General features: G+C 66.4%; 21 protein-coding genes. 5 read left to right on the top strand and 16 right to left on the bottom strand.

All coding sequences use genetic code 11. From position 1 onward, the window contains the following. Nucleotides 1–100 precede the first annotated feature (100 nt). Nucleotides 101–1642, top strand: a complete 1542-nt coding sequence (locus tag QRN11_RS05750) for an FAD-dependent oxidoreductase (protein WP_285250207.1) — start codon at nt 101–103, stop codon at nt 1640–1642. Nucleotides 1643–1758: 116 nt separating this feature from the next. Here QRN11_RS05750 and glpK read toward each other — a convergent pair whose 3' ends face one another. The 3 genes from glpK to QRN11_RS05735 all read right to left on the bottom strand — a co-directional run bounded on the left by glpK (nt 1759) and on the right by QRN11_RS05735 (nt 5973). Continuing rightward, nucleotides 1759–3273: a glycerol kinase GlpK gene (gene glpK, locus QRN11_RS05745; RefSeq protein ID WP_285250206.1), complete on the bottom strand. Its 1515-nt coding sequence runs from the start codon at nt 3271–3273 to the stop codon at nt 1759–1761. 44 nt (nt 3274–3317) lie between these two features. After that, the gene (locus QRN11_RS05740; protein WP_285250205.1) at nt 3318–4064 is read right to left on the bottom strand and encodes an MIP/aquaporin family protein; all 747 of its coding nucleotides are present in this window, start codon (nt 4062–4064) and stop codon (nt 3318–3320) included. Nucleotides 4065–4155: 91 nt separating this feature from the next. Next, nucleotides 4156–5973, bottom strand: a complete 1818-nt coding sequence (locus tag QRN11_RS05735; protein ID WP_285250204.1) for a glycerol-3-phosphate dehydrogenase/oxidase — start codon at nt 5971–5973, stop codon at nt 4156–4158. 167 nt (nt 5974–6140) lie between these two features. On the opposite strand from QRN11_RS05735, the gene QRN11_RS05730 reads away from it, so the two are divergent. From QRN11_RS05730 to QRN11_RS05715, 4 genes are read left to right on the top strand one after another with little or no spacing between them, the layout of a single operon-like run. Beyond that, complete coding sequence (locus QRN11_RS05730; protein WP_370455829.1) at nt 6141–7073, top strand: sugar-binding transcriptional regulator; 933 nt, start codon at nt 6141–6143, stop codon at nt 7071–7073. A 10-nt stretch (nt 7074–7083) separates the two neighbouring features. Beyond that, complete coding sequence (locus QRN11_RS05725; RefSeq protein ID WP_285250203.1) at nt 7084–7953, top strand: aldo/keto reductase; 870 nt, start codon at nt 7084–7086, stop codon at nt 7951–7953. A gap of 7 nt (nt 7954–7960) precedes the next feature. After that, nucleotides 7961–8890, top strand: a complete 930-nt coding sequence (locus tag QRN11_RS05720) for an alpha/beta fold hydrolase (RefSeq protein ID WP_285250202.1) — start codon at nt 7961–7963, stop codon at nt 8888–8890. Beyond that, nucleotides 8887–9969: a glycosyltransferase family 4 protein gene (locus QRN11_RS05715; RefSeq protein ID WP_285250201.1), complete on the top strand. Its 1083-nt coding sequence runs from the start codon at nt 8887–8889 to the stop codon at nt 9967–9969. Before QRN11_RS05720 ends, QRN11_RS05715 begins: the two co-directional genes overlap by 4 nt. Before the next feature lie 95 nt (nt 9970–10064). On the opposite strand, the gene QRN11_RS05710 is transcribed toward QRN11_RS05715, so the two are convergent. From QRN11_RS05710 to pyrR, 13 genes are all read right to left on the bottom strand, one after another. Further along, nucleotides 10065–12212, bottom strand: a complete 2148-nt coding sequence (locus tag QRN11_RS05710) for a primosomal protein N' (RefSeq protein ID WP_285250200.1) — start codon at nt 12210–12212, stop codon at nt 10065–10067. A gap of 107 nt (nt 12213–12319) precedes the next feature. After that, nucleotides 12320–13555 (bottom strand): methionine adenosyltransferase, encoded by a 1236-nt coding sequence (metK, locus tag QRN11_RS05705; protein ID WP_050054961.1) that lies wholly within the window; start codon nt 13553–13555, stop codon nt 12320–12322. An 87-nt stretch (nt 13556–13642) separates the two neighbouring features. Further along, nucleotides 13643–14884 (bottom strand): bifunctional phosphopantothenoylcysteine decarboxylase/phosphopantothenate--cysteine ligase CoaBC, encoded by a 1242-nt coding sequence (gene coaBC / locus QRN11_RS05700; protein WP_142059291.1) that lies wholly within the window; start codon nt 14882–14884, stop codon nt 13643–13645. Nucleotides 14885–14918: 34 nt separating this feature from the next. Next, nucleotides 14919–15179: a DNA-directed RNA polymerase subunit omega gene (gene rpoZ / locus QRN11_RS05695; RefSeq protein WP_003800778.1), complete on the bottom strand. Its 261-nt coding sequence runs from the start codon at nt 15177–15179 to the stop codon at nt 14919–14921. 15 nt (nt 15180–15194) lie between these two features. Then, nucleotides 15195–15791: a guanylate kinase gene (gmk, locus tag QRN11_RS05690; protein WP_142059293.1), complete on the bottom strand. Its 597-nt coding sequence runs from the start codon at nt 15789–15791 to the stop codon at nt 15195–15197. Between the two features lie 45 nt (nt 15792–15836). Continuing rightward, a complete protein-coding gene (gene mihF / locus QRN11_RS05685; RefSeq protein WP_170850801.1) occupies nt 15837–16154 on the bottom strand; it encodes an integration host factor, actinobacterial type in 318 nt (105 codons plus the stop codon). Between the two features lie 112 nt (nt 16155–16266). Further along, complete coding sequence (gene pyrF / locus QRN11_RS05680; protein ID WP_142059294.1) at nt 16267–17145, bottom strand: orotidine-5'-phosphate decarboxylase; 879 nt, start codon at nt 17143–17145, stop codon at nt 16267–16269. Then, complete coding sequence (carB, locus tag QRN11_RS05675) at nt 17138–20452, bottom strand: carbamoyl-phosphate synthase large subunit (protein WP_285250199.1); 3315 nt, start codon at nt 20450–20452, stop codon at nt 17138–17140. The genes pyrF and carB overlap by 8 nt, the downstream gene beginning before the upstream one ends. After that, nucleotides 20452–21744, bottom strand: a complete 1293-nt coding sequence (gene carA / locus QRN11_RS05670) for a glutamine-hydrolyzing carbamoyl-phosphate synthase small subunit (RefSeq protein ID WP_285250198.1) — start codon at nt 21742–21744, stop codon at nt 20452–20454. Before carA ends, carB begins: the two co-directional genes overlap by 1 nt. Continuing rightward, nucleotides 21725–22246, bottom strand: coding sequence for a PH-like domain-containing protein (locus tag QRN11_RS05665; protein WP_285250197.1), 522 nt, complete (start codon nt 22244–22246; stop codon nt 21725–21727). The genes carA and QRN11_RS05665 overlap by 20 nt, the downstream gene beginning before the upstream one ends. Continuing rightward, entirely contained in the window at nt 22246–23592 is a 1347-nt protein-coding gene (locus QRN11_RS05660) for a dihydroorotase (protein ID WP_285250196.1), read from the bottom strand. Before QRN11_RS05660 ends, QRN11_RS05665 begins: the two co-directional genes overlap by 1 nt. Further along, the gene (locus tag QRN11_RS05655) at nt 23592–24614 is read right to left on the bottom strand and encodes an aspartate carbamoyltransferase catalytic subunit (RefSeq protein WP_091419888.1); all 1023 of its coding nucleotides are present in this window, start codon (nt 24612–24614) and stop codon (nt 23592–23594) included. Before QRN11_RS05655 ends, QRN11_RS05660 begins: the two co-directional genes overlap by 1 nt. Further along, nucleotides 24611–25198: a bifunctional pyr operon transcriptional regulator/uracil phosphoribosyltransferase PyrR gene (pyrR, locus tag QRN11_RS05650; RefSeq protein ID WP_091419886.1), complete on the bottom strand. Its 588-nt coding sequence runs from the start codon at nt 25196–25198 to the stop codon at nt 24611–24613. The genes QRN11_RS05655 and pyrR overlap by 4 nt, the downstream gene beginning before the upstream one ends. Nucleotides 25199–25213 lie beyond the last annotated feature (15 nt).

Genomic DNA, 25213 nt, shown 5'->3' with positions numbered 1-25213 from the left:
TTAGCGCACCGGCACGCAGGCTGCCGCAGCCAGGATGCGGTTCGTTGCATTACCCGGTGTGAGGGGACATGATCATCCCACGACGTTGGGAGGGGTGAGCATGATGCCGGATTCAACCACCGCCGGGTCCGCTGAGGGTGAGCCCCTTTCCCTGTGGCTTGCAACCGCCGGCGCCACCTCCTTCCCGGAGCTGCGCGGCACGGTGGAAGTGGACGTGGCCATCATCGGCGGCGGCGTCGCCGGGCTGACGGCAGCACTGGCCCTGAAACGTTCGGGCCGCTCGGTGGCCGTCCTTGAGGCGGCCCGGATCGGCACAGGTGTTACCGGCCACACCACCGGCAAGGTGACGTCGCTGCACCGCCTGGCCTACACGGATCTCGCCCGGACTCACGGCAGCAGCGCCGCCGGAACCTACGGGCTCGCCAACCAGGCTGCCGTGGAACACATCGCGCACGTGGTGGCCGCGGAAAACATCACCTGCGGTTTCCGCTGCGTTGCAAACTACACCTTCGCCGTAAGTGGGGACACCCTGCCGCAGCTGCGTGCAGAAGCCGAACTCGCTTCCAAGCTGGGTCTTCCGGCCACATTCACGGCCGAGGTACCCCTGCCGTTCCCTGTGGCGGGCGCCGTCCGGTTCGACGGGCAGGCCCAGATTCACTCCGTGCAGTACCTCCAGGGACTGGCTGCCAGGGTGGAGGGGGACGGAAGTTTCGTGTTCGAGGGCACCCGCGCGACTGAACTGCAGGAGGGGACGCCGGTGAAAGTAGCCGGCCGGAACGGTACAGTGCTGGCCGCTGACGCCATAGTGGCCACGAATGTTCCCTTCGGAGACCATGGCCGGTTTGAAGCATTGTGCCCGCCGCACCGCTCCTACATCGTTGCCGCGACGGTGGATACACCTCCCCTGGACGCCACTTTTATCAGCGCGGATGAGCCCATGCGGTCGGTGTTGACGGTCCGGCTCAACGGGATGACTTACCTGCTGGCGGGCGGGGAGGGCCACCCTGCCGCGGAACGGGTGGATTCGGCGTCGCGCCATGCCAGCCTGGCCGCGTATGCGCGCAGCCATTTCGGCGCCGGGCCCGTCGCGTACCGCTGGTCCACCCAGGATGCGATGCCCCTGGACGGGCTGCCGTACGCCGGGCCGCTGAATCCGGACAGCCGGCACGCCTTCGTCATCACGGGCCTGCGGAAATGGGGATTGACGAATGGGACTGCCGCCGCCCTGATGCTGGCAAACCTGCTCAATGGCACACCCAACGGCTGGGCGCCCTTGTTTGACAGCAACCGGGCGCCCGCACGGATGGGGAGCAGGTCAGAAGGACCCACGGAATCGACGCCGGCGGGTTCTGTGGACCGGGCGGAGAATCGCACTGAGGGCGCTGCAGGGCAGGTAGCGGATCTCGCTCCCGGTGACGGCACGGTGATTGAATCCGCCGGGACCAGCACGGCGTATTACCGGGATCAAGCAGGAGAAATCCACGCCGTGTCCGCGATCTGCACCCATCTGGGCTGCACCGTTGCTTTCAACCGGGGAGAGCGCACCTGGGATTGCCCCTGCCACGGATCCCGGTTCGACGCGTCTGGCAAGGTCATCCAGGGACCGGCCACAGAGGATCTGCCGCCACGGCCCACCTCCTGACCCCTGTGCATCCGGGACACCAGGAACCTGGGACGCCCGGCGCCTTGCCGGGCATGGGCTGGAGACGGCATGGGCCGCCCTGCCGGATTGGCAGGGCGGCCCGCGACGGATGGAGATTACCGCACGTCCGCGTCCACCCAGTCCATGGACTTGGTCACTGCTTTCTTCCAGAGCCGCATCTGGCGGTCCTGCTCAGCCTGGTCCATCTGTGGCTCCCAGCGCTTGTCCTCGGACCAGTTGGCCGACAGCTCGCCGAGGTCCTTCCAGAAGCCCACGGCAAGGCCGGCAGCGTAGGCGGCGCCGAGGGCGGTGGTTTCGACCACCTTCGGCCGGATCACCGGGACGCCAAGGATGTCCGCCTGGAACTGCATGAGGGCGTCGTTGGCCACCATGCCGCCGTCGACCTTCAACTCGGAGAGCGGAACTCCGGAGTCTGCGTTGACGGCGTCAAGCACCTCCCGGGTCTGGAAGGCGGTGGCTTCGAGCGCGGCCCGGGCGATGTGGTTCTTGTTGACGAACCGGGTGAGGCCCACGATGGCACCCCGGGCGTCCGATCGCCAGTACGGCGCGAAGAGCCCGGAGAAGGCCGGGACGATATACACGCCGCCGTTGTCCTTCACGGATGCGGCAAGGGTTTCGACTTCGGGCGCGCTGCTGATCATGCCCAGGTTGTCGCGCAGCCATTGGATCAGCGAGCCGGTGACGGCGATGGAGCCTTCCAGGGCGTAGTGCGGTGCAGCATCGCCGAGCTTGTAGCCGACCGTTGTCAGCAGCCCGTTCTTCGAGTGCACGATCTCCTCGCCGGTGTTGAAGATCAGGAAGCAGCCCGTCCCGTAGGTGTTCTTCGCTTCGCCGGTTTGAAATGCCGCCTGGCCGAAGGTTGCTGCCTGCTGGTCGCCGAGGATGCCGGCCACGGGGACCTCGCGCAGCAGCTGCGAGGTGTGGACCGTGCCGTAGACCTCCGAGGAGGACCTGATGTCCGGCATCATGGACCGCGGAACGCCGAAGATCCCCAATATTTCGTCATCCCACTGGAGGGTCTCCAGATCCATAAACAGGGTGCGGGAGGCATTGGTGACATCGGTGACGTGGACGCCGCCGTCCACGCCGCCGGTGAGGTTCCAGAGGACCCAGGCGTCGGTGTTGCCGAACACCAGGTTCCCCGCTTCGGCTTTCTCCCTGGCGCCGTCCACGTTGTCCAGGATCCACTTGATCTTGGTTCCCGAGAAATAGGTTGCCAGCGGCAGGCCCACTTTCTGCTTGAAGCGGTCCGCGCCGCCGTCCCTGGCCAGCTCGTCCACGATGTCCTGGGTCCGCGTGTCCTGCCAGACGATGGCGTTGTACACAGCCTCGCCGGTGGTTTTGTCCCACACCACGGCGGTTTCGCGCTGGTTGGTGATTCCGACGGCGGCAATATCGTGCCGTGTCAGGTTCGCCTTGGAGAGGGCGGAGGCGATGACCTCACGGGTGTTGTTCCAGATTTCGGCCGGGTTGTGCTCCACCCACCCGGCCTTCGGGAAGATCTGTTCGTGCTCCATCTGTCCGGACGAGACGATGGCGCCGCTGTGGTTGAAAATGATGGCGCGGGTACTGGTGGTTCCCTGGTCGATGGCGATTACGTACTGGTTCATGGTGACGTCCTTGTCTTGAGTTGGGTGGGTGGCTGGGTAATGGGTCAGGCGGCTGCGGCGATGATCGGGACCAGCCGGGCGACGAGCCCGCCCAGAGCGCCGCCGACGAGCGGTCCCACCACGGGGATCCACGAGTAGCCCCAGTCGCTGGAGCCTTTGCCCTTGATGGGAAGCAGGGCGTGGGCGATGCGCGGGCCGAGGTCGCGGGCAGGGTTGATGGCGTAGCCGGTGGGGCCGCCCAGGGATACGCCGATGCCGACGACCAGGAGTGCCACAGCGAGTGGGCCCAGGCCCGAAGGGGTCCCTCCGAAGGCCAGGATGACGAACACCAGGACAAAGGTGCCGATGATCTCAGTGACCAGATTCCAGGAACTGGACCGGATGGCCGGGCCGGTGGAGAAGACGCCCAGCTTGGCAGCCACTGCCTCTTCGGCGTCGAAGTGCTGCTTGTAGGCCAGCCAGCAGAGCACTGCGCCGAGGAAGGCGCCGAGCATTTCACCGCCAAAATAGGTCAGGGTTGAGACGATATCAACGGGGACGCCCTTCGCGTATTCCGTGTTGCCCTTGGCCAGGAAGCCGAGTGTCACGGCGGGGTTCAGGTGTGCCCCGGACTTCGCGGCCACATAGACGCCCGCGAAGACAGCAACACCCCATCCCCACGTGACCATCAGGAACCCGCCGCTATTGCCTTTGGTGCCCCGCAGGGCGACGTTGGCCACGACACCGCAACCGAGCAGGGTGAGCATCGCCGTTCCGAATACTTCGGAAAGGAAAACAATTCCAAGAGACATCTTTGACTCTCCTTATTTTCTGTTGTCAGTCCTTCGCGGGTTGAAGGACCGTTTGCCGGGGCGGGTTATGGCCCCGGCCGGACGCCGGGCCTTAAGCGACCAGGCTGTTGATTTCCACTCGGTGGAACCGCTGCAGCACGTCCTGCGCGTGCCGTATCTCGGCGGCGCGGGCTGTGGCGTCCCACTTGAGCGGGACGGACAGAACTTCCGCCACTTCATTGAGAAGTTCTCCGGTAACCAGCCCGCGGAAGGCCAGGGAGGTACGCCGGATCAGGACGTCCACCAGGTGCCCCACCTGCTCATGGGCCGCCATGAATTCCAGTTCGCGGACGCTGAGTTCCCGCGTGGATCGCAGCGCGTGGTCAGGTTCGGCGTCGAGGTAGGCGATCACTTCTTCGGCCCGGGTCCCGTAGCGGGTCAGCAGGCCGGCCGTGCGGTCTGCATCCCGGCCGGGAACCATGTGCTGCTTGATCCACGTCTGCACGCCGGCGTCGTCAGCGGGGAAGCCTGCGCCGCCGCCGATGGCCAGTTGCACCGTCGATACCTTGCGCTGCATGCCGAGCTCGGCGAGGACATCGTTGGTCAGGTGCTCCGCGAGGGCCCGGAAGGTGGTCCATTTTCCACCCACGAGACTGAGCACGACGGCGCCCGCACCGGATTCCGGCCCGGCCGCGCCGCGGCGCTCAATCCGGTAGTCCCGCGAAACGAACCCGGGCTGGGTCGCATCGTGCCGGGGCAGGGGCCGCACACCTGAGAAGGTGTAGACGATCTGTTCATGGCTGACGGGAATGTCCGGAAACACGTGGCCGATCAGTTCGAAGAAGTATTCGATCTCTTCATCGGTGCAGACGGCGTCCTGGCGCATGTCCGCATCCACGTCGGTGGTTCCGACCAGGACGCGGTCCCCCATCGGGTAAATGAGGACGATCCGGCCATCGGTGTGCTCGAAGAAGATTTCGCGTCCACGGCAGGCGTCCAGGAGTACTGGATGGTCCAGGACAATGTGCGATCCCTTCGTGCCGCCCATAAAGGCAGAGGCGGTTCCCATGGCCTCGTTGGTCAGATCCACCCACGCTCCCGTGGTGTTGACAATGACATCAGCAGTGAAGTCGAACTCCTCACCTGTCAGCTCATCGCGCAGCCGGACGGTGCCGCCTGTGCCGGTGCCGCGGTTGGGCTCACTGGTCATGGACTTCAGCGAAAGGTAGTTGCTGGCCCGGGCGGTGCTGCCCTGGGTCATGGAGGCCCCGGGCACCTGCCCTGCTTTCTCGCCATCCTGCAGGACGTCAAGGGTGAGCCGTTCCGGGTTGTGCACCGAGGCATCAAAGTACGTTGCCGCGTACTTAAGGTCCGGGCGCAGGGCGGGCAGTTCGGCCAGGGCGCGTTTGCGGCCCCGGAACTGGTGCCGCGGCACGGAACCGCCGTCCCGGGAGAAGGAGTCGTAGAGGCTGAGGCCAACCTTGATCAGGAATGCACCGCGTTCCTTGGGCTTGCCTTGCTGCTTGTGGGTCAGGAACCGCAGCGGAGCAGCGAGGATTCCGGAGAAGGTGCTGAGGATGGGGATGGTGGTCTGCAGCGGCTTGACGTAGTGGGGGGCGATCCGAAGCAGACGGTTGCGCTCCACGACAGATTCCCGCACCAGCCGGAATTCACCGTTTTCCAGGTAGCGGATGCCGCCATGGATCATGTGTGAGGACGCCCCGCTGGCCCCCTGGCAGTAGTCCCCGCGCTCCACGAGTGCCACGTCCACGCCCTGCAGTGCGAGGTCCCGGAAAGTTCCGACGCCGTTGATCCCGCCGCCTACCACCAGCACTTTTGCGTGGGGCCGCCGCCTCAGGTTGTGAACCGATGCGCGTTCGCTGCCAGGCTTCGACGCGGAGGGATGGACAGGTGAATCCTTGGGTCCCAAAACAACTCCCTTGGGGCTTTGTGTGTCGCGGCCACCCCTGGGTGCGCCGCCGTTCTCATCTATTGTTTGGAGTAATGGAAAATGGAGTCAAGCACTATGCACAAACGTGCAGAAGGGAGGTCGGGGTGGATCCTTCCCGGCATGCGGACGCTTTGCGGGCTGCACAAATGTATTACCTGCAGGACCTCACGATGGACGCCATCGCCCGGGAGCTGCGGACCTCCCGGTCCACGGTTTCCCGGCTGTTGTCCTCGGCCCGGGATTCGGGCCTGGTCCAGGTCCAGATCCGCAATCCGCTGGACACTGCGCCGGAACTGGAAGGCTTGATCCGCCGCCGGTACGGGGTTGACGTGCACGTTGTCCCGGTGGTGGAAACCCTCAATGAAGCCGAAACCCTGGACCGCGTGGCGATGCAGGCCGCGCGGACGTTCGGGCCCCTGGTGGATTCCAACGCGATCATCGGTGTCGCCTGGGGCTCCACGCTCAGCGCCGTGAGCCGGCACCTGACCAGGAAGATCACGCACGACAGCGTGATTGTGCAGCTGAACGGCGCAGGCAATATGCACACGACGGGCATCACCTATGCCAGCGACATCATGCGCCGGTTCGGCAGCGCCTACGGAGCCCGGGTGGAACAGTTTCCGGTTCCCGCCTTCTTTGACCACGCGGCCACAAAAACCGCGATGTGGAATGAACGCAGCGTGCAGCGCATCCTCGAACTCCAGGCCAAGATGAGCATCGCGATCTTCGGCGTGGGCTCGGTTGACGCGGACTACCCGAGCCACGTCTACGCCGGCGGCTACCTGGACGAGAACGACCTCAAGATCCTGGCCGGTTCCGATGTGGTGGGCGATGTGGCCACGGTCTTCTTCCGCAGCGACGGTTCATCAGACGGCATTGTCCTGAATGAGCGGTCTACGGGGCCTGCCCTTTCCGAACTCCGGCAGGTCCGGCGCAGGATCTGCGTGGTTTCAGGGGTGTCCAAAATCAATGGCCTCAAAGGCGCCCTCGCAGCCGGCCTCGCGACGGACCTGATCCTCGATGAGGCAACCGCGCGCCGCCTCGTGGACCTGGAGGGCATGGCGACGTCGAGTAGGTAGAGTCAAGGTTATGAGGACCTCACCGCGGATCAGCCTGAACAACGGCGTGCTGATCGACCAGCTGGGCTTTGGCTTGTATAAGGTGCCGCCGTCAGACGCCGCGGGACTCGTAGCGACGGCCCTCGATGCCGGCTACAGGCATTTCGACACGGCCGCCATGTACGGCAACGAATCCGGTGTGGCCCGCGGCCTCAGCTCCCTGTTGGGTGCGTCGGCGGGCAGCGGCGGCTCCGGGGAGCTCTTTCCCGCCCCCGCCAGGGAAGACCTCTTCGTCACCACCAAGGTGTGGAACGACCACCACGGCTACGATGCGGCCCTCCGGGCCTTCGATGACTCAATGGTCAACCTGGGCCTGGACTACGTGGACATGTACCTCATCCACTGGCCCTGCCCCAGGCGCGGACTGTTTCCGGAAACATACCGGGCACTTGAGACGCTCTACCGGGAAGGAAAGGTCCGGGCCATCGGCGTCAGCAATTTCCAGCCTTCCCACCTTGACCGGCTGATGCAGACGGCGGAAGTAACCCCCGCAGTCAACCAGATCGAGCTTCACCCCTGGCTTCAGCAGCAGGAGCTCCGGAAAATCCACGACGACCTGGGCATCCGGACCGAAGCGTGGAGCCCGTTGGGGCGCGGCCATGTGCTTGCCGACCCCGTGGTCCAGGCCTGCGCCGCTGAACATGACCGGACAGCCGCCCAGGTGATCCTCCGCTGGCACATCCAGCTGGGCAACATCGCAATCCCCAAAGCCAGTTCAGAGGCGCGCATCCGCGAGAACCTGGACATCTTCCGCTTTGAGCTTTCGGATCGGGACATGGAAGCGCTCGCCGGCCTCGACCGGGGACAGCGCACCGGCTCCCACCCGGACAACGTCAACTAGGACCTGCATGAAAACAACACACTCAGGGCAGTCCGCCGCGCCCGCCTACTTCAGCCCGCATCTGGCCGGACGCACCCGCGCCTCGTCCGTGCAGCTGGCCGGCGGGAAAGTGGCTTTCTGGACGTATGAACCCGTACAGGAGCTGCCGGACACCCGGACCATCCTGGTGATCCACGGGTTCCGCGGTGACCACCACGGACTCCTGCGAGTGGCCGACCTGCTGCCCGATATGCGCATCATCATGCCGGACCTGCCCGGTTTCGGCAGCTCAGAGGCCTTTGGGCCGGGCGGCCACACCGTAGCCGGCTATGGGGCGTTCATCAAGGAGTTTATGGCCGCCCTGGGCCTGGGACCGGACACCGTGCTCCTGGGCCACTCTTTCGGATCCATCATCACAGCGCACTTCGTCGCAGCCCATCCCAACGCAGTCCATCCCCTGATCCTCATCAATCCGATTGCCGCCCCGGCCCTTGAGGGTCCAAAAGGCATCATGACCAGGCTGGCCGTGCTGTACTACAAGCTCGCCGCCCGGCTTCCCCGCCCGTTGGGGCAGGCCCTGCTGCGCAGTCCGGTGATTGTCCGGGTGATGAGTGAGGCCATGGCCAAGACGAGGGACCGGGAACTGCGGCGGTTTATCCACGGCCAGCACCACGCGTACTTCAGCGCGTTCGCCAGCCGGGACAGCCTCCTGGAGTCTTTCACGGCATCGGTCAGCAGCCATGTGGCGGAGGTAGCCTCCCGCCTGCAGCTTCCCGTGCTTCTCATCGCCGGTGAAAAAGATGAAATTGCAACACTTCCTGACCAGCACCGGCTTCTTGAGCTGCTGCCCAGCGGCAAACTTGAGGTCATCGCGGGGGTCGGCCATCTGATCCACTACGAAACGCCGGAGCCCGCCGCCCGGTACATCCGCAGCTTCCTGAAGGACCATCCCGCGTGAAGATACTCATTGATGCTCGTTTCACCAGGACCGACCACCACGACGGCATCAGCCGCTACGGCGCCAGCCTGATTGAGGCGACGGCCAAAATCGCGGACGTTTCCATGCTGGTCTCTGACCTCCGGCAGCTCGCCCTCCTGCCGGATGTTCCCTACACGCTGATCAACAGTCCGCTCTCCCCCGCCGAACTGTTTGTGGCCCGCAAGGTGAACCCGCTGGGCGCGGACGTTGTGGTCTGCCCGATGCAGACAATGGGCACGTGGGGCCGGAAATATGGGCTGGTCCTGACGCTGCATGACCTCATCTACTATGAGCACCCTGCACCGCCGGGTTTCCTGCCCGCCCCGGTCCGGGTGCTGTGGCGGCTCTACCACAAGGCCTTCTGGCCGCAGCGGCTCCTCCTCAACCGGGCCGATGCAGTGGCCACCGTCAGCCGGACCACCGAAGCCCTGATGGCCAAATACCGGCTGACGCGGCGTCCGGTCAGGATCATCGGCAACGCACCGCAGCCGGCCGCGGAACCACGCGCACCGGAAGCGGGCGCCGAACCGTCAATTGTCTACATGGGGTCGTTTATGCCCTACAAAAATGTGGAGACCATGGTGGCCGGGATGGCTGCCCTTCCCGGCTACACTCTTCACCTGCTCAGCCGGATCACCCCGCAACGCCGCGGTGAGTTGGAAAAGCTCGTTCCGGCCGGGGCAGACGTGGTGTTCCACAACGGTGTGACGGACGAGGAATACGCGAAGTTCCTGTCCACTGCCACTGCGCTGGTGAGCCTCTCCCGGGCTGAGGGGTACGGCCTGCCGCTGGTAGAAGCCATGGCCCTGGGCACACCCGTCATCGCCAGTGACATCCCCATTTTCCGGGAAGTTGGCGGTGACGCCGCCAGCTATGTTGATCCGGCCTCGCCGGAGCAGTTCGCGGCGGCGGTCATGGGACTGCGGGACCGGGAACGGTGGGAGGAAGCCTCGCGGCGCTCCCTGGCCCGTGCGGCAGAGTTCACGTGGGACGCCTCTGCCCGCCAGCTGGTGGACGTGGCCCACGACATCGTCGCCCAGCGCCGCGGCAAGATGTAATTGCGCCGCGGCAAAATGTAACTGCGCCGCGGCAAGAACTAACAGCGCCGCGGCGGAAAGTAACGACGCCACCGCGGGAAGTAGCAGCGCCGCTGCTACAGCACGTCCACGCCGTCGAGTCGAAGCTGGACAGGTTCCGCGCTCCGCTTTGCGGCCGTCGCTGCCCTGGTTGCACGCAGGACGCGCGTTACGGCTGCTGCCTGGGCGTACGGGAAAAACAGCAGGGTGCGCACGTCCTCCCCCACCCGGCGTGACGAGGGGGGACCGCTAAGGAGCACAGGGGCAGGTCCGGCGGTGCGCAGGCTGATTCCCGCAGGTTGCAGGTGCGCCGACGCCGCAGCGGTGAAGTGTTCGACGGCGGCCCGGGGGCCGGTGACCGAGGCGATCCGCACCGCGGGCGGCAGTTGGAGTTCCGTGCGAAGGGACAGCTCCCGCCCGGCGTAACCAGGAGGATCCCACCGGAGCAGGGCACCCACCGCGGAGGTCTCCGTGGCCGTGATGACCACGAGGCCGTGATCGGACGCAGGCCGTACCAGGGCTGCGGCGTTGAACCAGCGGCGCACCGTGTCCTCACCGGCGCGCAGGTTTTCCCGCCGCAGCAGCGAGTCGCCGTCCAAAAGCAGAGCGGCCGCGTACCCTCCCTCGGCTACCGGCTCGGCGCCCACGGTAGCCACTACCAGGGACTTACCCGGGCCTACGCTTGCCTTGACGTGGTCCCCGGAGGACGTGATCACCGTTTTACCAGGGAAACCGCGGCCCAGTTCCTCGGCCGTCCGCATCACACCGGTAGCACCCTTGCGCAGCCTCCGCCCACCGCAATGGGAGCAGCCCCACTCCAGTGCCGGGGTGGAGCACCAGCGGCACTGCGGCACCGCTGAACTGCCGGCGGCAAGGGCCAGCGGCCCTTGGCAGGTTCCGCAACGGGCGGGCTCCCGGCAGGTTTCGCACACGAGCGAGGGCACGTAGCCTGCACGGGCCACCTGGACCAGGACAGGCCCGCGTTCGAGTCCTTCCTTGGCCGCGCGCCAGGCAGCGCCCGGCAGCCGGGCAATCCTTGCCAGCGGGTCCCGTTCCTGTTCGAAGCTGTCCGCGGTGTTCACAACCCTTGGGACCGTCCGGCGGACAACGTTCCGGTCAGCCTCGACAGGAAGCACCCAGCCCGTTTCCACCAGCCGCTGGACTTCAGTGCTCCGGGTATGGCCGGCCAGGAGGCACGCCGCACCTGCCTGCTCGGCGCGCAGGAGCAGGACTTCACGGGCATGGGCATAGGGTGCGCGTTGCTCGATATGGAGGTCGTCGCCGTCGTCCCAGCAGACAACGAGCCCCAGGTCCTTTACCGGCGCATAGGCAGCCGACCTGGTGCCGATGGCCACGCGGGCCGTACCGGCAAGGAGGTGAAGGAAATTCTGGTAGCGGGGCGTGGGTCCGTCCTCTGCCGTCAGGCGGGCTACGGCATCTTCGGGCAGCAGGCCCTTCACCGCGTCCTCCAGCAGGTCAAGGTCGCGGTTGTCCGGCACCACTACCAGGGCGCCCCGGCCGGATTCAAAGGCTGCGGCTACGGCCTGGGCCAGCAAGTGGGGCCAGCCGGAGGTGCCGAAGCCCCGGAGCGGATTCAATACAGCCCGGGGCGCACCACCTTCACTCAGGTGGCGCAGGAATGCCGGGCCGTTGCGGTAGTCAGCCCAGGCGGAGTGGCCGGTAACGTCTGCACGGGTGTTACCTGGCTGGCGCACGGCCGCCTCAGCCGCTGGTTCCTGGGCGCCTCCGGATTCCCCAGCGGCAGGAAAGGTCTTCTCCAGCCGGGCGACCCGGGGCGGGACTGCGACACGCAGGACATCAGATACCGTTCCGGCATAACGCGCAGCAACAGCGGTGGCGAGGTCCCGTATTTCCGGCGTGAGGACGGGAACCGGGGAAACCACCTTGGCCAGCGGCAGGAGGCTGTGGCCGGCGTCGGATTCCGCCACCCGCTCGATGATGAAGCCGCTGAGGTCCTGGCCGTTGAACTTGACCTTGACCCGGACCCCGGGCTGCGCCTCATTGTCGAGGCTTGCCGGGACCCCGTAATCAAACGGCCTGTCCAGATGGGGCAGGGACGACTCCACCAGGACGCGGGCCACGGGCAGGTAGCCTGCGAACTTCGGCCCGGACTGCTGTTTCCGGTCCGGGAACCCCTGCAGCAGGGACGGCTGCACGGCTGCCGGCAGGTCCAGCAACGGTTGCGCCGCATCATCAGCAACCACTGCGGCCACCTCCGTTCAGCATCACCTATGTGGACAGAGCCAGCAAACCACCAGGCACAGACATTCCGGCGCATCGGCATCGCCGCCGGCAGGGCACACCGGTTCTGCTAGGCGTTGAAGAACGCCTTCAGGTCATCCACGCGGTCCAGGCGCTCCCAGGTGAAGTCCGGATCGTCGCGACCGAAGTGGCCGTGCGCTGCGGTCTTGGCGTAGATGGGCCGCTTAAGGTCCAGGGCGTCGATGATGGCGCGGGGACGAAGGTCGAAGATCTCCGCGATGGCGGCACTGATACGGGCGGGATCAACCGTTTCGGTGCCGAAGGTTTCAACGTAGGTTCCCACGGGGCGGGCCTGGCCGATGGCGTAGGCAATCTGGATCTCGGCACGTTTGGCCAGTCCTGCTGCCACCACGTTCTTCGCGACCCAGCGCATGGCGTAGGCGGCCGAGCGGTCAACCTTGGAGGGGTCCTTGCCGGAGAAGGCGCCGCCGCCGTGGCGGGCCATGCCGCCGTAGGTGTCGACGATGATTTTCCGGCCGGTGAGGCCGGCGTCGCCGACAGGTCCGCCGATGACGAATTCGCCGGCCGGATTCAGGATGTTGGCAGCACGGGAGATGTCCAGGTTGGCGCCGGCGAGGACGGGCTCGATGACGATGGAGGCGAGGTCCGCGCGGAGCTGCGCCAGGCTGGCGCCTTCGGCGTGCTGGCTGGAGATCACAACGGTTTCGACGGAGACGGGCAGGTCCTTGTCGTAGCCTACGGTCACCTGCGTCTTGCCGTCCGGGCGGAGGTAGGGCAGCTGGCCTGACTTGCGGACTTCGGTGAGCCGCTCGGACAGCCGGTGCGCCAGCCAGATGGGTGTGGGCATGTAGGACGGGGTCTCGTCGCTGGCGTAGCCGAACATCAGGCCTTGGTCGCCGGCGCCCTGGAGGTCGTAGTCGTCTTCCTGGCGTCCTTCGCGGGCTTCGAGGGAGTTGAAGACTCCCCCGGCGATGTCGTTTGACTGCTGACCGATGGATACGGAGACCCCGCAGCGGGCGCCGTCGAACCCGTTGGCTGAGGAGTCGTAGCCGATGCCCAGAATGGTTTCGCGGACAATCTGCGGGATTTCGACGTAGGCGTCGGTGGTGACTTCGCCGGCCACGTGGACCAGGCCGGTGGTGGCCATGGTCTCCACGGCTACCCGCGATTCGGGGTCGGCTGCGAGCAGTGCGTCCAGGATGGCGTCGCTGATCTGGTCGCAGATCTTGTCCGGATGGCCCTCGGTGACGGACTCGGAGGTGAAGAGCCGGAGGGCGGAGGGCGTGGCCCCATGGGACTGGGGAAGGTGCAGCGGTAAAGTCACTCAATTACCTTACTTGTTGGAATCCGGACTGCCCCGACGGGACGTCATGCGATGTCACTCTGTTCAGCGGGCCTGCCCGCGGAACGGTCAGGTGCGGGGCGATACGTGGTTCAGTTCGAAGCCGATCCGGCTGATGATGGCGGCCGAAACCTGGGTCTTGGTTCCGGACGCCTCCTGTGGTTCGGAGCCGGAGCGGGCCAGGATGACCACGGAGTTGGTGTCCTGGCCGAAGACTTTGTCCGCGCCGACGTGGTTGACCACCAACAGGTCGCAGCCCTTGCGCTGCAGCTTGGCTTCCGCGTAGGCCAGCACATCGCCGTGGCTGTCCCCGGTTTCCGCGGCAAATCCTACGATCAGTTGCTCGCCTTCCGCGGATCCGGAGCTGTTCCGGCGCTCCACGAGTTCGTGCAGGATGTCAGGATTGCGGACCAGCGTGATCACGGGATCGGCGGTGTCGTCGCGTTTTTTGATTTTGGTGCTGGAGACCTCTGCCGGACGGAAGTCGGCCACCGCGGCGGACATAATCACGACGTCGGAATCGGCAGCGGCTGCCAGCGCGGCCTCCCGCAATTGCAGGGCAGTCTCCACCTGGACCACTTCCACCCCGGCCGGGGGCGGGACTTCCATGTGGGCCGCGAGCAGCCGGACCGTTGCCCCGGCGTTCCGGGCGGCGACGGCCAGCGCGACACCCTGCTTGCCGGAAGAACGGTTGCCGAGGAACCGGACAGGATCCAGGGGTTCGCGGGTTCCCCCGGCACTGATGGTCACGGTCTTGCCTGCCAGCGGCAACTGGTAGTCCGACTGCCCCTCGACCAGGGCCATGGCGGCGTCGAATATCACTTCGGGTTCGGGCAGCCTGCCCGGTCCGGAGTCGGATCCTGTCAGCCGGCCGGTAGCCGGTTCGAGGACCGCAACGCCGCGGCTGCGCAGTGTTTCCACATTGGCGCGGGTGGCCGCGTGCTGCCACATCTCGGTGTGCATGGCAGGAGCGAACAGCACTGGCCCGTGGGCCATCAGCAGGGTGTTGGTCAGGAGGTCGCCGGCCTGGCCGGTCGCCGCTTTGGCCAGGAGGTCGGCAGTTGCCGGGGCGATGACCACCAGATCGGCTTCATGGCCCAGACGGACATGGTTGACCTGGTGGACGTCGTCGAAAACACTGTTGCTCACAGGGTTCCCGGACAACGCCTCCCAGGTGGCGGTGCCCACAAAGCGGGTGGCAGCCTCCGTGGGAATCACCGTGACGTGATGGCCGGCTTCAGTAAAAAGCCGGAGGAGTGATGCCACCTTGTAGGCGGCAATCCCTCCCCCGACTCCGAGGACTATGCGCACGTGACCTCCGTCAACAGCACCTCAGGCGGCAGAATTACTCCGCGGCTTCGATCGGCGTGGAAACCAGCTTGCCTTCGTTGATCTCGCGCAGGGCGATCGACAGCGACTTTTCGTTCAGCTTGGTGTCAACCAGCGGGCCGACGTACTCGAAGAGGCCCTCGTGCAGCTGGGCGTAGTAGGCGTTGATCTGACGAGCACGCTTGGCACCGAAGATCACCAGGCCGTACTTGGAATCGGCTGCCTCGAGCAGCGAGTCGATCGGCGGGTTGATGATGCCTTCAAGGTTCGTGGACACGAATTCTCCAAATTCCTAGCGGGCTGACGCTTCCCGCGCTCCATGCGGATGCGGGGTCAGCCCCATGAGTGAAACAAGCTCGTCCGCCGCCCGGCGAACGTCGTCATTGATGACGGTATGGTCGAACTCCGGTTCAGCAGCAAGCTCCAGTTTAGCGGTTTCCAGCCGGCGCTGCTGTTCCTCGGGGGTTTCGGTGCCGCGGCCCACCAGCCGGCGGACCATTTCGTCCCATGTGGGGGGCGCGAGGAAAACGAACTGGGCGTCCGGAACGGCGGCCTTGACCTGGCGCGCACCCTGCAGGTCGATCTCCAGCAGCACGGAGCGTCCCTCGGCGATGGCCTGGTTCACGGTGCTTTTCAGGGTGCCGTATGTGTTCTGGCCATGGACCACTGCCCACTCCAGGAGCTCGCCGTCCGCCACGAGCCGCTCGAACTCCTCTTTGGATTTGAAGAAGTAGTGGACACCGTCGATTTCGCCCGGCCGGGGGGCCCGGGTGGTGGCTGATACGGACAACCAAACCTCCGGGTAGTTGTCCCGGATGAAGGTGGACACGGTGCCTTTGCCAACAGCCGTCGGACCTGCGAGGACTGTCAGTCCAGGTTTTTTGCTCACGTATTCCTTTATGCCGGATTTCAGGGAAGGCGGCCGGAGCCAGCCCTAGTTCTCGTCTATAAAATCTACCAGCGCCCGGCGCTGGTGGATGCCGAGGCCGCGGAGCCTGCGGGAAGCCGCAATGCCCAGTTGCTTCATGATGGCGGCGGCCCGGACTTTGCCGATGCCGGGCAAAGCCTCCAGCAACTCCGAGACCTTCATCCGCGCCATGGCTTCGTCTTCCATGGCCGAGTTGATGATCTCGGCCGCGGACCGCTCGCGGTTCTTCAGGCTTTCCTTGGCCGCCGCGCGGGTGGCCCTGGCTGCCGCCGCTTTGTTCAGGGCGTCTGTACGCTCGGACGCGGATAAGGGTCGAAGCACCATGGGTGGCACCCCCGGATCTCGGCGGTTACGTCCAGGGGCGGCCGCCCTTGGACTTGTCCTGAAACTACCCTTTGGTGCTGCTCGAATCAATGGATCAGGGGAAACGGCTCCCCTATTCGCCGCGCAATCCGTCGAGGGTCCGCTGGGCGGCGTCCCGCAGTTCCTGCCGTTTGGGGCCGGCCGAGAGGATCTCCCGGCTGGACGTTCCCAATACCTGGCCATAGGCGTTGCCGAAGGTGGCGCGCAGATGGGCCGGCGTGGCGCCCTGTGCGCCGAGGCCCGGCGCCAGGATGGGTCCACGCATGGCCGCGAGGTCCACGTCAAGGTCCGCCAGGGCGGAGCCTACCGTCGCGCCGACAACCAGTCCCACAGAACCCAGATCGCCGGGGTAACGGCGGTTTTCCCCGCCGGCTGCCTGGGCAATGCGGCGGGCCACCGAATCCGCTCCCCCGACGTGCTGGACCGACGGCCCTTCGGGGTTGGAGGTCAGAGCCAGGACAAACACGCCGCGGCCGGTTTCGGCCGCGAGGTCCAGGGCCGGACGCAATGATTCGAAGCCCAAATAGGGGCTCAGGGTTACCGAGTCGGCGGCCAGCGGGGAACCATCCCGGAGCCAGGCGTCGGCGTAGGCAGCCATGGTGGATCCGATGTCGCCCCGCTTGGCGTCGGCGATGGTCAGCACGGACTCATCCCGGGCAACGGCAAGGACTTCCTCCAGGACGGCAATCCCGGCGGATCCATGGCGCTCGTAGAGCGCCACCTGCGGCTTGACCGCGGCAGCGAGGGAAGCCACCGCTTCCAGGACCGTCAGGGAAAACGCACGGAGGCCGTCGACGTCGTCCTTCAGCCCCCAGGCGGACAGCAGGGACGGGTGCGGATCAATTCCAACGCACAGCGGGCCGCGGGCGGCCATGGCGGCGCCGAGCCGGGAGCCGAAGGACTCCCGGCCGGCGGCGGATACCGGGCTGTTGCCTGCTGCCTGCTCAGGCATGCTGCAGGGCCGCCTTCTGGGACTCGGCGAGGGCTGCCGCGTGCTCCTGCAGGCTGGTGACGGACCACTCGTAGGTACGCATGGCCTCGATCGCCTGGACGGCGGCGTTGAATTCGGCCACCGTGGTGATGCAGGGGATGCCGATGGAGGTGGCGGCGGCGCGAAGTTCGTAGCCGTCGCTGCGGGCTTCGCCGCCGGAAGGGGTGTTGAAGACCATGTCGATCTCGCCGGCGATGACGAGGTCCGCGATGGTGCCTTCGCCTTCGGCGCTGCTGCCTTCAGCGACCTTGCGGACCGGGGTGGCCTGGATGCCGTTGCGGCGCAGGACGTCCGCCGTGCCGCCGGTGGAGACGATCTCGAAGCCGAGGTCCGAGAGCCGCTTGACGCCCATGATCACTGAGCGCTTGTCGCGGTTGGCCACGGAGACGAAGATCTTGCCTTCGGTGGGCAGCGCGTTGTTGGCCGCGGCCTGGCTCTTGGCAAACGCGGTGTCGAAGTGCTTGTCGATGCCCATGACCTCGCCGGTGGAGCGCATCTCGGGGCCAAGCAGGGAGTCCACCACCTTGCCTTCGAGGGTGCGGAAGCGGCTGAACGGCAGGACTGCCTCCTTGACGGACACCGGAGCGTCCAGGGGCAGGGTGGAGCCGTCGCCCACCTCCGGCAGCATCTTGTAGGCGCTGCGGAGCTGGTTGATGGTCACGCCGGTGCCGATCAGGGCCGCGGCCTTGGCCATCTGCACGCCGGTGGCCTTGGAGACGAACGGCACGGTCCGGGATGCGCGCGGGTTGGCTTCGAGGACGTAGAGCACGTCCGAGGCCAGGGCGAACTGGATGTTGATGAGGCCGCGGACGCCCACGCCTTCGGCGATGGCCCGGGTTGCAGTGCGTACCCGCTCCAGGACGTTGGCGCCCAGGGTGATGGGCGGCAGGACGCAGGCGGAGTCGCCGGAGTGGATGCCGGCTTCCTCGATGTGCTCCATGATGCCGCCAAGGTACATGTCGGTGCCGTCGAAGAGGGCGTCGACGTCGATTTCGACGGCGTCCTCCAGGAAGCGGTCGATCAGCACCGGGTGGTCCGGGGTGATTTCCGTGGCGTTGGCGATGTAGCGGGACAGGTTGGGCTCGTCGTAGACAATCTCCATGCCGCGTCCGCCCAGAACGTAGGAGGGGCGGACCAGGACCGGGTAGCCGATCTCGTCCGCGATCTTCTTGGCATCCTCGAAGGAGACGGCCGTGCCGTTCTTCGGCGAGACCAGCCCTGCCTTGTCCAGGACCCGGGAGAACATGCCGCGGTGCTCGGCGAGATCGATGGCTTCCGGGGACGTTCCCAGGATGGGCACACCGGCGTCGGCGAGCTGCTGGGCGAGCTTGAGCGGTGTCTGGCCGCCGAGCTGGACGAAAACGCCCATCACGCCGCCGGTGCGCTCTTCGGCCGCGATGACCTCCAGCACGTCCTCGAGCGTCAGCGGCTCGAAGTACAGGCGGGTGGAGACGTCGTAGTCAGTGGACACGGTCTCGGGGTTGCAGTTGACCATGACCGTCTCGTAGCCGGCCTTGCGCAGTGCCATGGAGGCGTGGACGCAGGAGTAGTCGAACTCGATGCCCTGGCCGATGCGGTTGGGGCCGGAGCCGAGGATCAGGATCGAGGGCTTGGCGTGCAGCGCTACCTCGTCCTCCTCGTCATAAGCCGAGTAGTGGTACGGGGTGTACGCGGCGAATTCCGCGGCGCAGGTGTCCACGGTCTTGTAGACGGGGCGGATGCCCAGTGCCTGGCGGACGCCGCGGACCACGGCCTCGGAGTTGTGCGTGAGCGCACCGATCTGCTCGTCCGAGAAGCCGTGCCGCTTGGCGCGCTTGAGCATCTCAGCCGTGAGCGCGCCGGCCTGGCGGATTTCGCGGGAGATCTCGTTGAGGAGCTGGAGCTGGTCCAGGAACCACGGGTCAATCTTGGTGGCCTCGAAGAGTTCCTCCACCGAGGCACCGCCGAGGAGCGCGCGCTGGACCTGGTGCAGGCGCTCGGTGGTGGGACGCTTGGCCTTTTCGATCAGCTCGGCGACTTCCCACTCGGGAACGCTGCTGAAGTCCAGCTGCGAGCCCTTCTGCTCCAGGGAGCGCAGGGCCTTCTGCAGGGCTTCGGTGAAGTTGCGGCCCATGGCCATGGCTTCGCCCACGGACTTCATGGTGGTGGTGAGGGTGTTGTCCGCTGCCGGGAACTTCTCGAACGCGAAGCGGGGAACCTTCACCACCACGTAGTCGAGGGTGGGTTCGAAGGACGCGGGGGTCTTCTGCGTGATGTCGTTGGGGATCTCGTCCAGCGTGTAGCCCAAGGAGAGCTTGGTGGCGATCTTGGCGATGGCGAAACCGGTGGCCTTGGACGCCAACGCCGAGGAACGGGACACCCGGGGGTTCATCTCGATGACCACCACCCGGCCGGTGGCGGGGTCGATGGCGAACTGGATGTTGCAGCCGCCGGTGTCCACGCCCACTTCCCGGATCACGGCGATGGAGATGTCGCGCAGCCGCTGGTATTCGCGGTCGGTCAGGGTGAGGGCGGGTGCCACGGTGATGGAGTCGCCGGTGTGGACGCCAACGGGATCGAAGTTCTCGATGGAGCAGACCACCACGACGTTGTCGTTCTTGTCGCGCATCATCTCGAGCTCGTACTCTTTCCAGCCCAGGATGCTCTCTTCGAGCAGCACCTCGGACGTGGGGCTGTACTGCAGGCCCTGGCCCACGATGCGGCGGAGGTCGTCCTCGTTGTAGGCAAGGCCTGAGCCGAGGCCGCCCATGGTGAAGGACGGGCGGACCACCATGGGGTAGCCGAGGTCGTCGGCGGCCTTGAGGGCCTCGTCCATGCTGTGGATGATGTGGCTGCGGGCGGATTCGGCACCGCAGCGTTCCACCACGCCCTTGAACTTTTCGCGGTCCTCACCGAGTTCAATGGCGGCGATGTTGGCGCCGATGAGCTCCACGTTGTACTTCTCGAGCACACCGTTCTTGTCCAGCGCGATGGCGGTGTTCAGGGCCGTCTGGCCGCCCAGGGTGGGCAGCACGGCGTCCGGGCGCTCCTTGGCGATGATCTTCTCCACGACCTCGGGGGTGATGGGCTCAACGTAGGTGGCGTCGGCGAACTCAGGGTCGGTCATGATGGTGGCCGGGTTGGAGTTGACCAGGATGACCCGCAGGCCTTCCTCCTTGAGGACGCGCAGCGCCTGCGTGCCGGAGTAGTCGAATTCGGCGGCCTGGCCGATGACGATCGGGCCGGAACCAATGACGAGGACGCTCTTGAGATCTGTACGTTTCGGCATTACTTCTTGTCCTCAGTCTTGTTGTCGTTTTTGTGTTCAGCGCCGGCTGAATGTGCGGAGTCCACCGGGTCCTTGGACAGGTTGGCGGTTTTACCGTCCCGGGTGCCCTCCATCAGGTCGATGAAGCGGTCGAACAGGTAGGCGGCGTCGTGCGGTCCGGCCGCGGCCTCCGGGTGGTACTGCACCGAGAAGGCGGGGATGTCCAGGCAGGCCAGGCCTTCCACGACGTCGTCGTTCAGGCTGACGTGGCTGACCTCGACGCGCCCGTAGCGTGCCTCGGGAGCCTGGGTGGCGCCGTCGAGCGGTGCGTCCACGGCGAAGCCGTGGTTCTGCGAGGTGATCTCCACCTTGCCGGTGCGGCGGTCCATGACGGGCTGGTTGATGCCGCGGTGGCCGTAGCGCAGCTTGTAGGTGCCAAAGCCCAGGGCGCGGCCCAGGATCTGGTTGCCGAAGCAGATGCCGAAGTACGGCAGCTTTTCGTCCAGGACGGAGCGGAGGAGCTTGACCTGGGTGTCGGCGGTGGCGGGGTCGCCGGGGCCGTTGGACATAAAGAAGCCGTCCGGGTTGACGGCCTTGACGTCCTCGAGGGTGGCGGTGGCGGGGAGCACATGGACGCGGACGCCGCGCTCTGCGAACCGTACGGGGGTCATGGCCTTGATGCCGAGGTCGATGGCGGCGATGCTGAACCGGGGTTCGCTGTCCCAGCCGTGGTCCTTCGGTTCCACGACGTAGGCCTCGTCCACGCTGACTTCCTCGGCCAGGCGGGAGCCTTCCATCGGGGCGCTGGCCAGCACGGCGTCGAGCAGCTCCTTGTCCGTGGCCTGCGCGGCTTCGCCGGAGAAGATTCCGGCGCGCATGGTCTTGTGCTCGCGCAGATGGCGGGTGATGGCGCGGGTGTCCACGCCCTGGATGCCCACGATGCCCTGGGCCACGAGTTCTTCGTCCAGGGAGCGCTCGGAGCGCCAGTTGGACGGGCGGCGGGCGGCGTCGCGGACGATGTAGCCGGCCACCCAGATGCGGCGGGACTCGGCGTCGTCATTGTTCACGCCGGTGTTGCCGATGTGCGGTGCGGTCTGCACTACCAGCTGGCGGGCGTAGGAGGGGTCAGTGATGGTTTCCTGGTAGCCGGTCATGCCGGTGGCGAAGACTGCCTCGCCCAGGGCGGTGCCGGTGGCGCCGTAGCTGCTTCCGCGGAAGATGCGGCCGTCTTCGAGGACGAGCGCAGCAGGAGCGGAAACTGGGGCGGATACTGCGGTGTTTGTTGTCACTTGCTTACTTTCCACTATTGGCATCAGCCGCGGGGGCCGAAGAAATCAATTCCTGAAGTGCTGCGAAAAGCACGTTCCTGTCCTCTGCGCGGCGGGTCCGGAAGCCGGTGTCCAGCTCGTGGCTCCCGTGCCTCCACGCCAGGACCAGGAGGCCGTCCTTCTCCACGAACTTGCCGGCCATGCCGCTGTCCAGCCGCACCCCGGTGAGGGTTGCCGCGGGAATGTACAGCGCCGGCGCCCCTGCCCGGTCAAAGAGGACGCCGTGCGGGTAGACCTCCAGCGTGGCGTTGGTCCGGATGCCGAGCCCGTGCACGGCGATCCGGTCCAGCCAGTCACCGCCGGTGGTGGATGCGACGTACTGCCCCTCGGCACTGACGATCGGCTCCCCCGGCGCTTCGGGCACCAACGGCAACTGTTCGACGTCGGCCTGGCGCCTTAGGCGGTTCCGCCAGCCCAGGCCGATGAGGACGAAGGCGACGGCGATGAGGGCCAGCGTGATAACCAGCGAAAGCAGCTGGGTGTCCATCAGGCGGCGCCCACGGACGCGGCGTGCGGGTACGGGGTGTTGAGCTTGCCGTCCAGCACGGTGGGGTGGCCCTTGAAGAAGGTGGCCACCACCTTGCCGGGCAGCTCCATGCCCTTGAACGGGGAGTTCCGCCCCATGGTGGCCATCTTTGCGGGCTCCACCGTCCAGCGCGCGGCGGGATCCACCAGGATGATGTTGGCGGGCTCCCCCGCTTCCAGCGGCCTGCCCTGGTCCTCGAGCCGGCCGATCTTCGCGGCAGCTGCAGAGGTGACCCGGGCGAAGTCCGCCCAGCTCATCAGGCCCGTTTCGATCATGGTGTGCTGCACTACGGACAGCGCTGTTTCCAGCCCGGTCATGCCCATGGCGGCCTGGGCCCACTCGCATTCCTTGTGCTCGCTGGGGTGGGGTGCGTGGTCGGTACCGACGACGTCGATGGTTCCGTCTGCGAGGCCGGCGCGCAGGGCCTGGACGTCGGCGTCGGTGCGCAGCGGCGGGTTGACCTTGTACACGGGGTCGTAGCTGCGGACCAGGTCATCGGTCAGCAGCAGGTGGTGCGGGGTGACCTCTGCCGTGACGTTGATGCCGCGCTGCTTGGCCCACCGGATGATTTCCACTGAACCCGCGGTGGAGACGTGGCAGACGTGGAGCCGGGAGCCGACGTGCTGGGCCAGGAGCACGTCGCGGGCGATGATGCTTTCCTCGGCCACTGCGGGCCAGCCGGTGAGTCCCAGGACGGCGGAGACTTCGCCTTCGTTCATCTGGGCACCGGCCGTGAGGCGCGGTTCCTGGGCGTGCTGGGCCACCACGCCGTCGAATGCCTTGACGTACTCCAGCGCACGGCGCATCAGCACGGGATCGTGGACACAGATGCCGTCGTCGGAGAACATCCGGACCCGGGCGCGGGAATCGGCCATAGCTCCCAGTTCGGCGAGCTGCTCGCCGGCGAGGCCCACCGTTACAGCGCCCACCGGGCGGACGTCCACCCAGCCGGCTGCCTGTCCCAGGCTGTAGACCTGCTCCACAACTCCGGCGGTATCCGCCACCGGAGTGCTGTTGGCCATGGCATGGACGGCGGTGTATCCGCCGAGCGCGGCGGCCCGGGTTCCGGTTTCAACGGTCTCGGCGTCCTCGCGGCCGGGCTCGCGGAGGTGGGTGTGCACGTCCACCATGCCCGGCAGCGCCACCAGGCCGGCGGCGTCGATGACGGTGGCACCTGTGTCCCTGCCTTCGGCAGACAGGCCGGTGCCCGTTTCGGCGATGACGCCGTCGCGGATCAGGACGTCCGCCGGCTCGCCGCCCAGGAGCGAGGCGCCGCGGATCAGATAGGTTCCGGTATTGCCTGCCATCAGTTGCTCTCCTTGGTGGAATGGGTGCCGGCATATGCCAGGGCGGGGGCCGCTGGTTCGCGGGTGTCCCCGGAGAGCAGCAGGTACAGGGCGGCCATCCGCACGGACACGCCGTTGCGGACCTGGGCCAGGACGGTGGAGCGGGGGGAATCGGCGGCGGCCGCGGATATTTCCAGGCCCCGGTTCATGGGGCCTGGGTGCATGATGATGGTGTCCTTCATGCCCAGGGTGTCCAGCGCGTGAAGCCGGTTGTCGTCGAAGCCCCACCGGCGCGAGTATTCCCGGGTGCTGGGGAAGAAGGAGGCGTTCATTCGTTCGCCCTGCACGCGGAGCATCATCACGGCGTCGACGCCTTGCTCGAGGGTTTCGTCCATGTTGTAGCTGACCCTGCAGGGCCATTTTTCGACGCCGATAGGCAGCAGGGTGGGCGGGGCCACGAGGGTGACCTCGGCGCCGAGGGTGCGCAGGAGCCAGACGTTGGAACGGGCCACGCGGGAGTGCAGGACGTCGCCGGCGATCGCAACGCGCATTCCCTTGAGGTCTGCACCTTCCGAGCCGGTGCCGGCCAGGCGGGCCCAGTGCCGGCGCATGGTGAACGCATCGAGCAGCGCCTGGGTGGGGTGTTCGTGGGTGCCGTCGCCGGCGTTGATGACGGCGGCATCGATCCAGTCCGTTGAGGCCAGCCGGTGCGGCGCCCCGGAGGCCCAGTGCCGGATGACGACGGCGTCCGCGCCCATCGCGGACAGCGTCTGGGCTGTGTCCTTGAGGGACTCCCCCTTGGAGACTGAGGAGCCCTTCGCGGCGAAGTTGATGACGTCCGCCGAGAGCCGCTTGGCGGCGGCTTCGAAGGAGATGCGCGTGCGGGTGGAGTCCTCGAAGAAGAGGTTCACCACGGTGCGGCCGCGCAGTGCAGGCAGTTTCTTCACTTCGCGGTCGCCCACGGCAGCCATTTCCTCGGCGGTGTCGAGGATGCGGATGGCGTTGGCCAGGCTCAGGTCTTCGGTGGAGAGAAGATGCTTCACGAGCGGCCCTCGATCACTACTTCATTGACGGGGGTGCCGCCGGGGGCCGTGTCCGTTTCCTCGAGCCGGACGCGGACTTTCTCCGCGGAGGAGGTGGGCAGGTTTTTGCCTACGTGGTCTGCCCGGATGGGGAGCTCGCGGTGGCCGCGGTCAATAAGCACGGCGAGCCGCACGATGCGGGGCCGGCCCAGGTCCACCAGGGCGTCCAGGGCGGCACGGATGGTGCGGCCGGAGTACAGGACGTCGTCAATGAGGACTACTACTTTGTTGTCGATGCCCGTGCGCGGCAGCTTGGTGGGGTACGGCGGGCGGGTGCCCTGGTGCGAGAGGTCGTCACGGAACATGGTGACATCGAGCTGGCCGGTGATAGCTGCGGCGTCCACGGAGGGATCCGCAGCGGCGATCTTTTGGGCGAGCCGGGCGGCCAGCGGGTAACCACGGCGTGGAATGCCGAGCAGGACCAGGTCCTGGGAGCCCTTGTTGGCCTCGAGGATCTCATGGGCGATACGAGTGAGGGCCCGGTCAATGTCCGCCTGGCTGAGGACAACCCTGGCTGGAACCGGTGCGCTGGTGACAGAAGTCAACGCTCGTCTCCCCTT

Origin of the sequence: Pseudarthrobacter sp. fls2-241-R2A-168 (assembly GCF_030209335.1) — a bacterium.
Lineage (GTDB): Bacteria > Actinomycetota > Actinomycetes > Actinomycetales > Micrococcaceae > Arthrobacter.
Note: the sequence above shows the minus strand (reverse complement) of the source record. Positions and strands in the feature narration are given on the sequence as shown.

Excerpts from the sequence above, each read along its gene's own strand:
- QRN11_RS05750 (WP_285250207.1), top strand. The coding sequence starts at position 101 with ATGATGCCGGATTCAACCACCGCCGGGTCCGCTGAGGGTGAGCCCCTT.
- glpK (WP_285250206.1), bottom strand. The coding sequence starts at position 3,273 with ATGAACCAGTACGTAATCGCCATCGACCAGGGAACCACCAGTACCCGC.
- QRN11_RS05740 (WP_285250205.1), bottom strand. The coding sequence starts at position 4,064 with ATGTCTCTTGGAATTGTTTTCCTTTCCGAAGTATTCGGAACGGCGATG.
- QRN11_RS05730 (WP_370455829.1), top strand. The coding sequence starts at position 6,141 with ATGTATTACCTGCAGGACCTCACGATGGACGCCATCGCCCGGGAGCTG.
- QRN11_RS05725 (WP_285250203.1), top strand. The coding sequence starts at position 7,084 with ATGAGGACCTCACCGCGGATCAGCCTGAACAACGGCGTGCTGATCGAC.
- QRN11_RS05720 (WP_285250202.1), top strand. The coding sequence starts at position 7,961 with ATGAAAACAACACACTCAGGGCAGTCCGCCGCGCCCGCCTACTTCAGC.
- mihF (WP_170850801.1), bottom strand. The coding sequence starts at position 16,154 with ATGGTGCTTCGACCCTTATCCGCGTCCGAGCGTACAGACGCCCTGAAC.
- pyrF (WP_142059294.1), bottom strand. The coding sequence starts at position 17,145 with ATGCCTGAGCAGGCAGCAGGCAACAGCCCGGTATCCGCCGCCGGCCGG.
- carB (WP_285250199.1), bottom strand. The coding sequence starts at position 20,452 with ATGCCGAAACGTACAGATCTCAAGAGCGTCCTCGTCATTGGTTCCGGC.
- carA (WP_285250198.1), bottom strand. The coding sequence starts at position 21,744 with ATGCCAATAGTGGAAAGTAAGCAAGTGACAACAAACACCGCAGTATCC.
- QRN11_RS05665 (WP_285250197.1), bottom strand. The coding sequence starts at position 22,246 with ATGGACACCCAGCTGCTTTCGCTGGTTATCACGCTGGCCCTCATCGCC.
- QRN11_RS05660 (WP_285250196.1), bottom strand. The coding sequence starts at position 23,592 with ATGGCAGGCAATACCGGAACCTATCTGATCCGCGGCGCCTCGCTCCTG.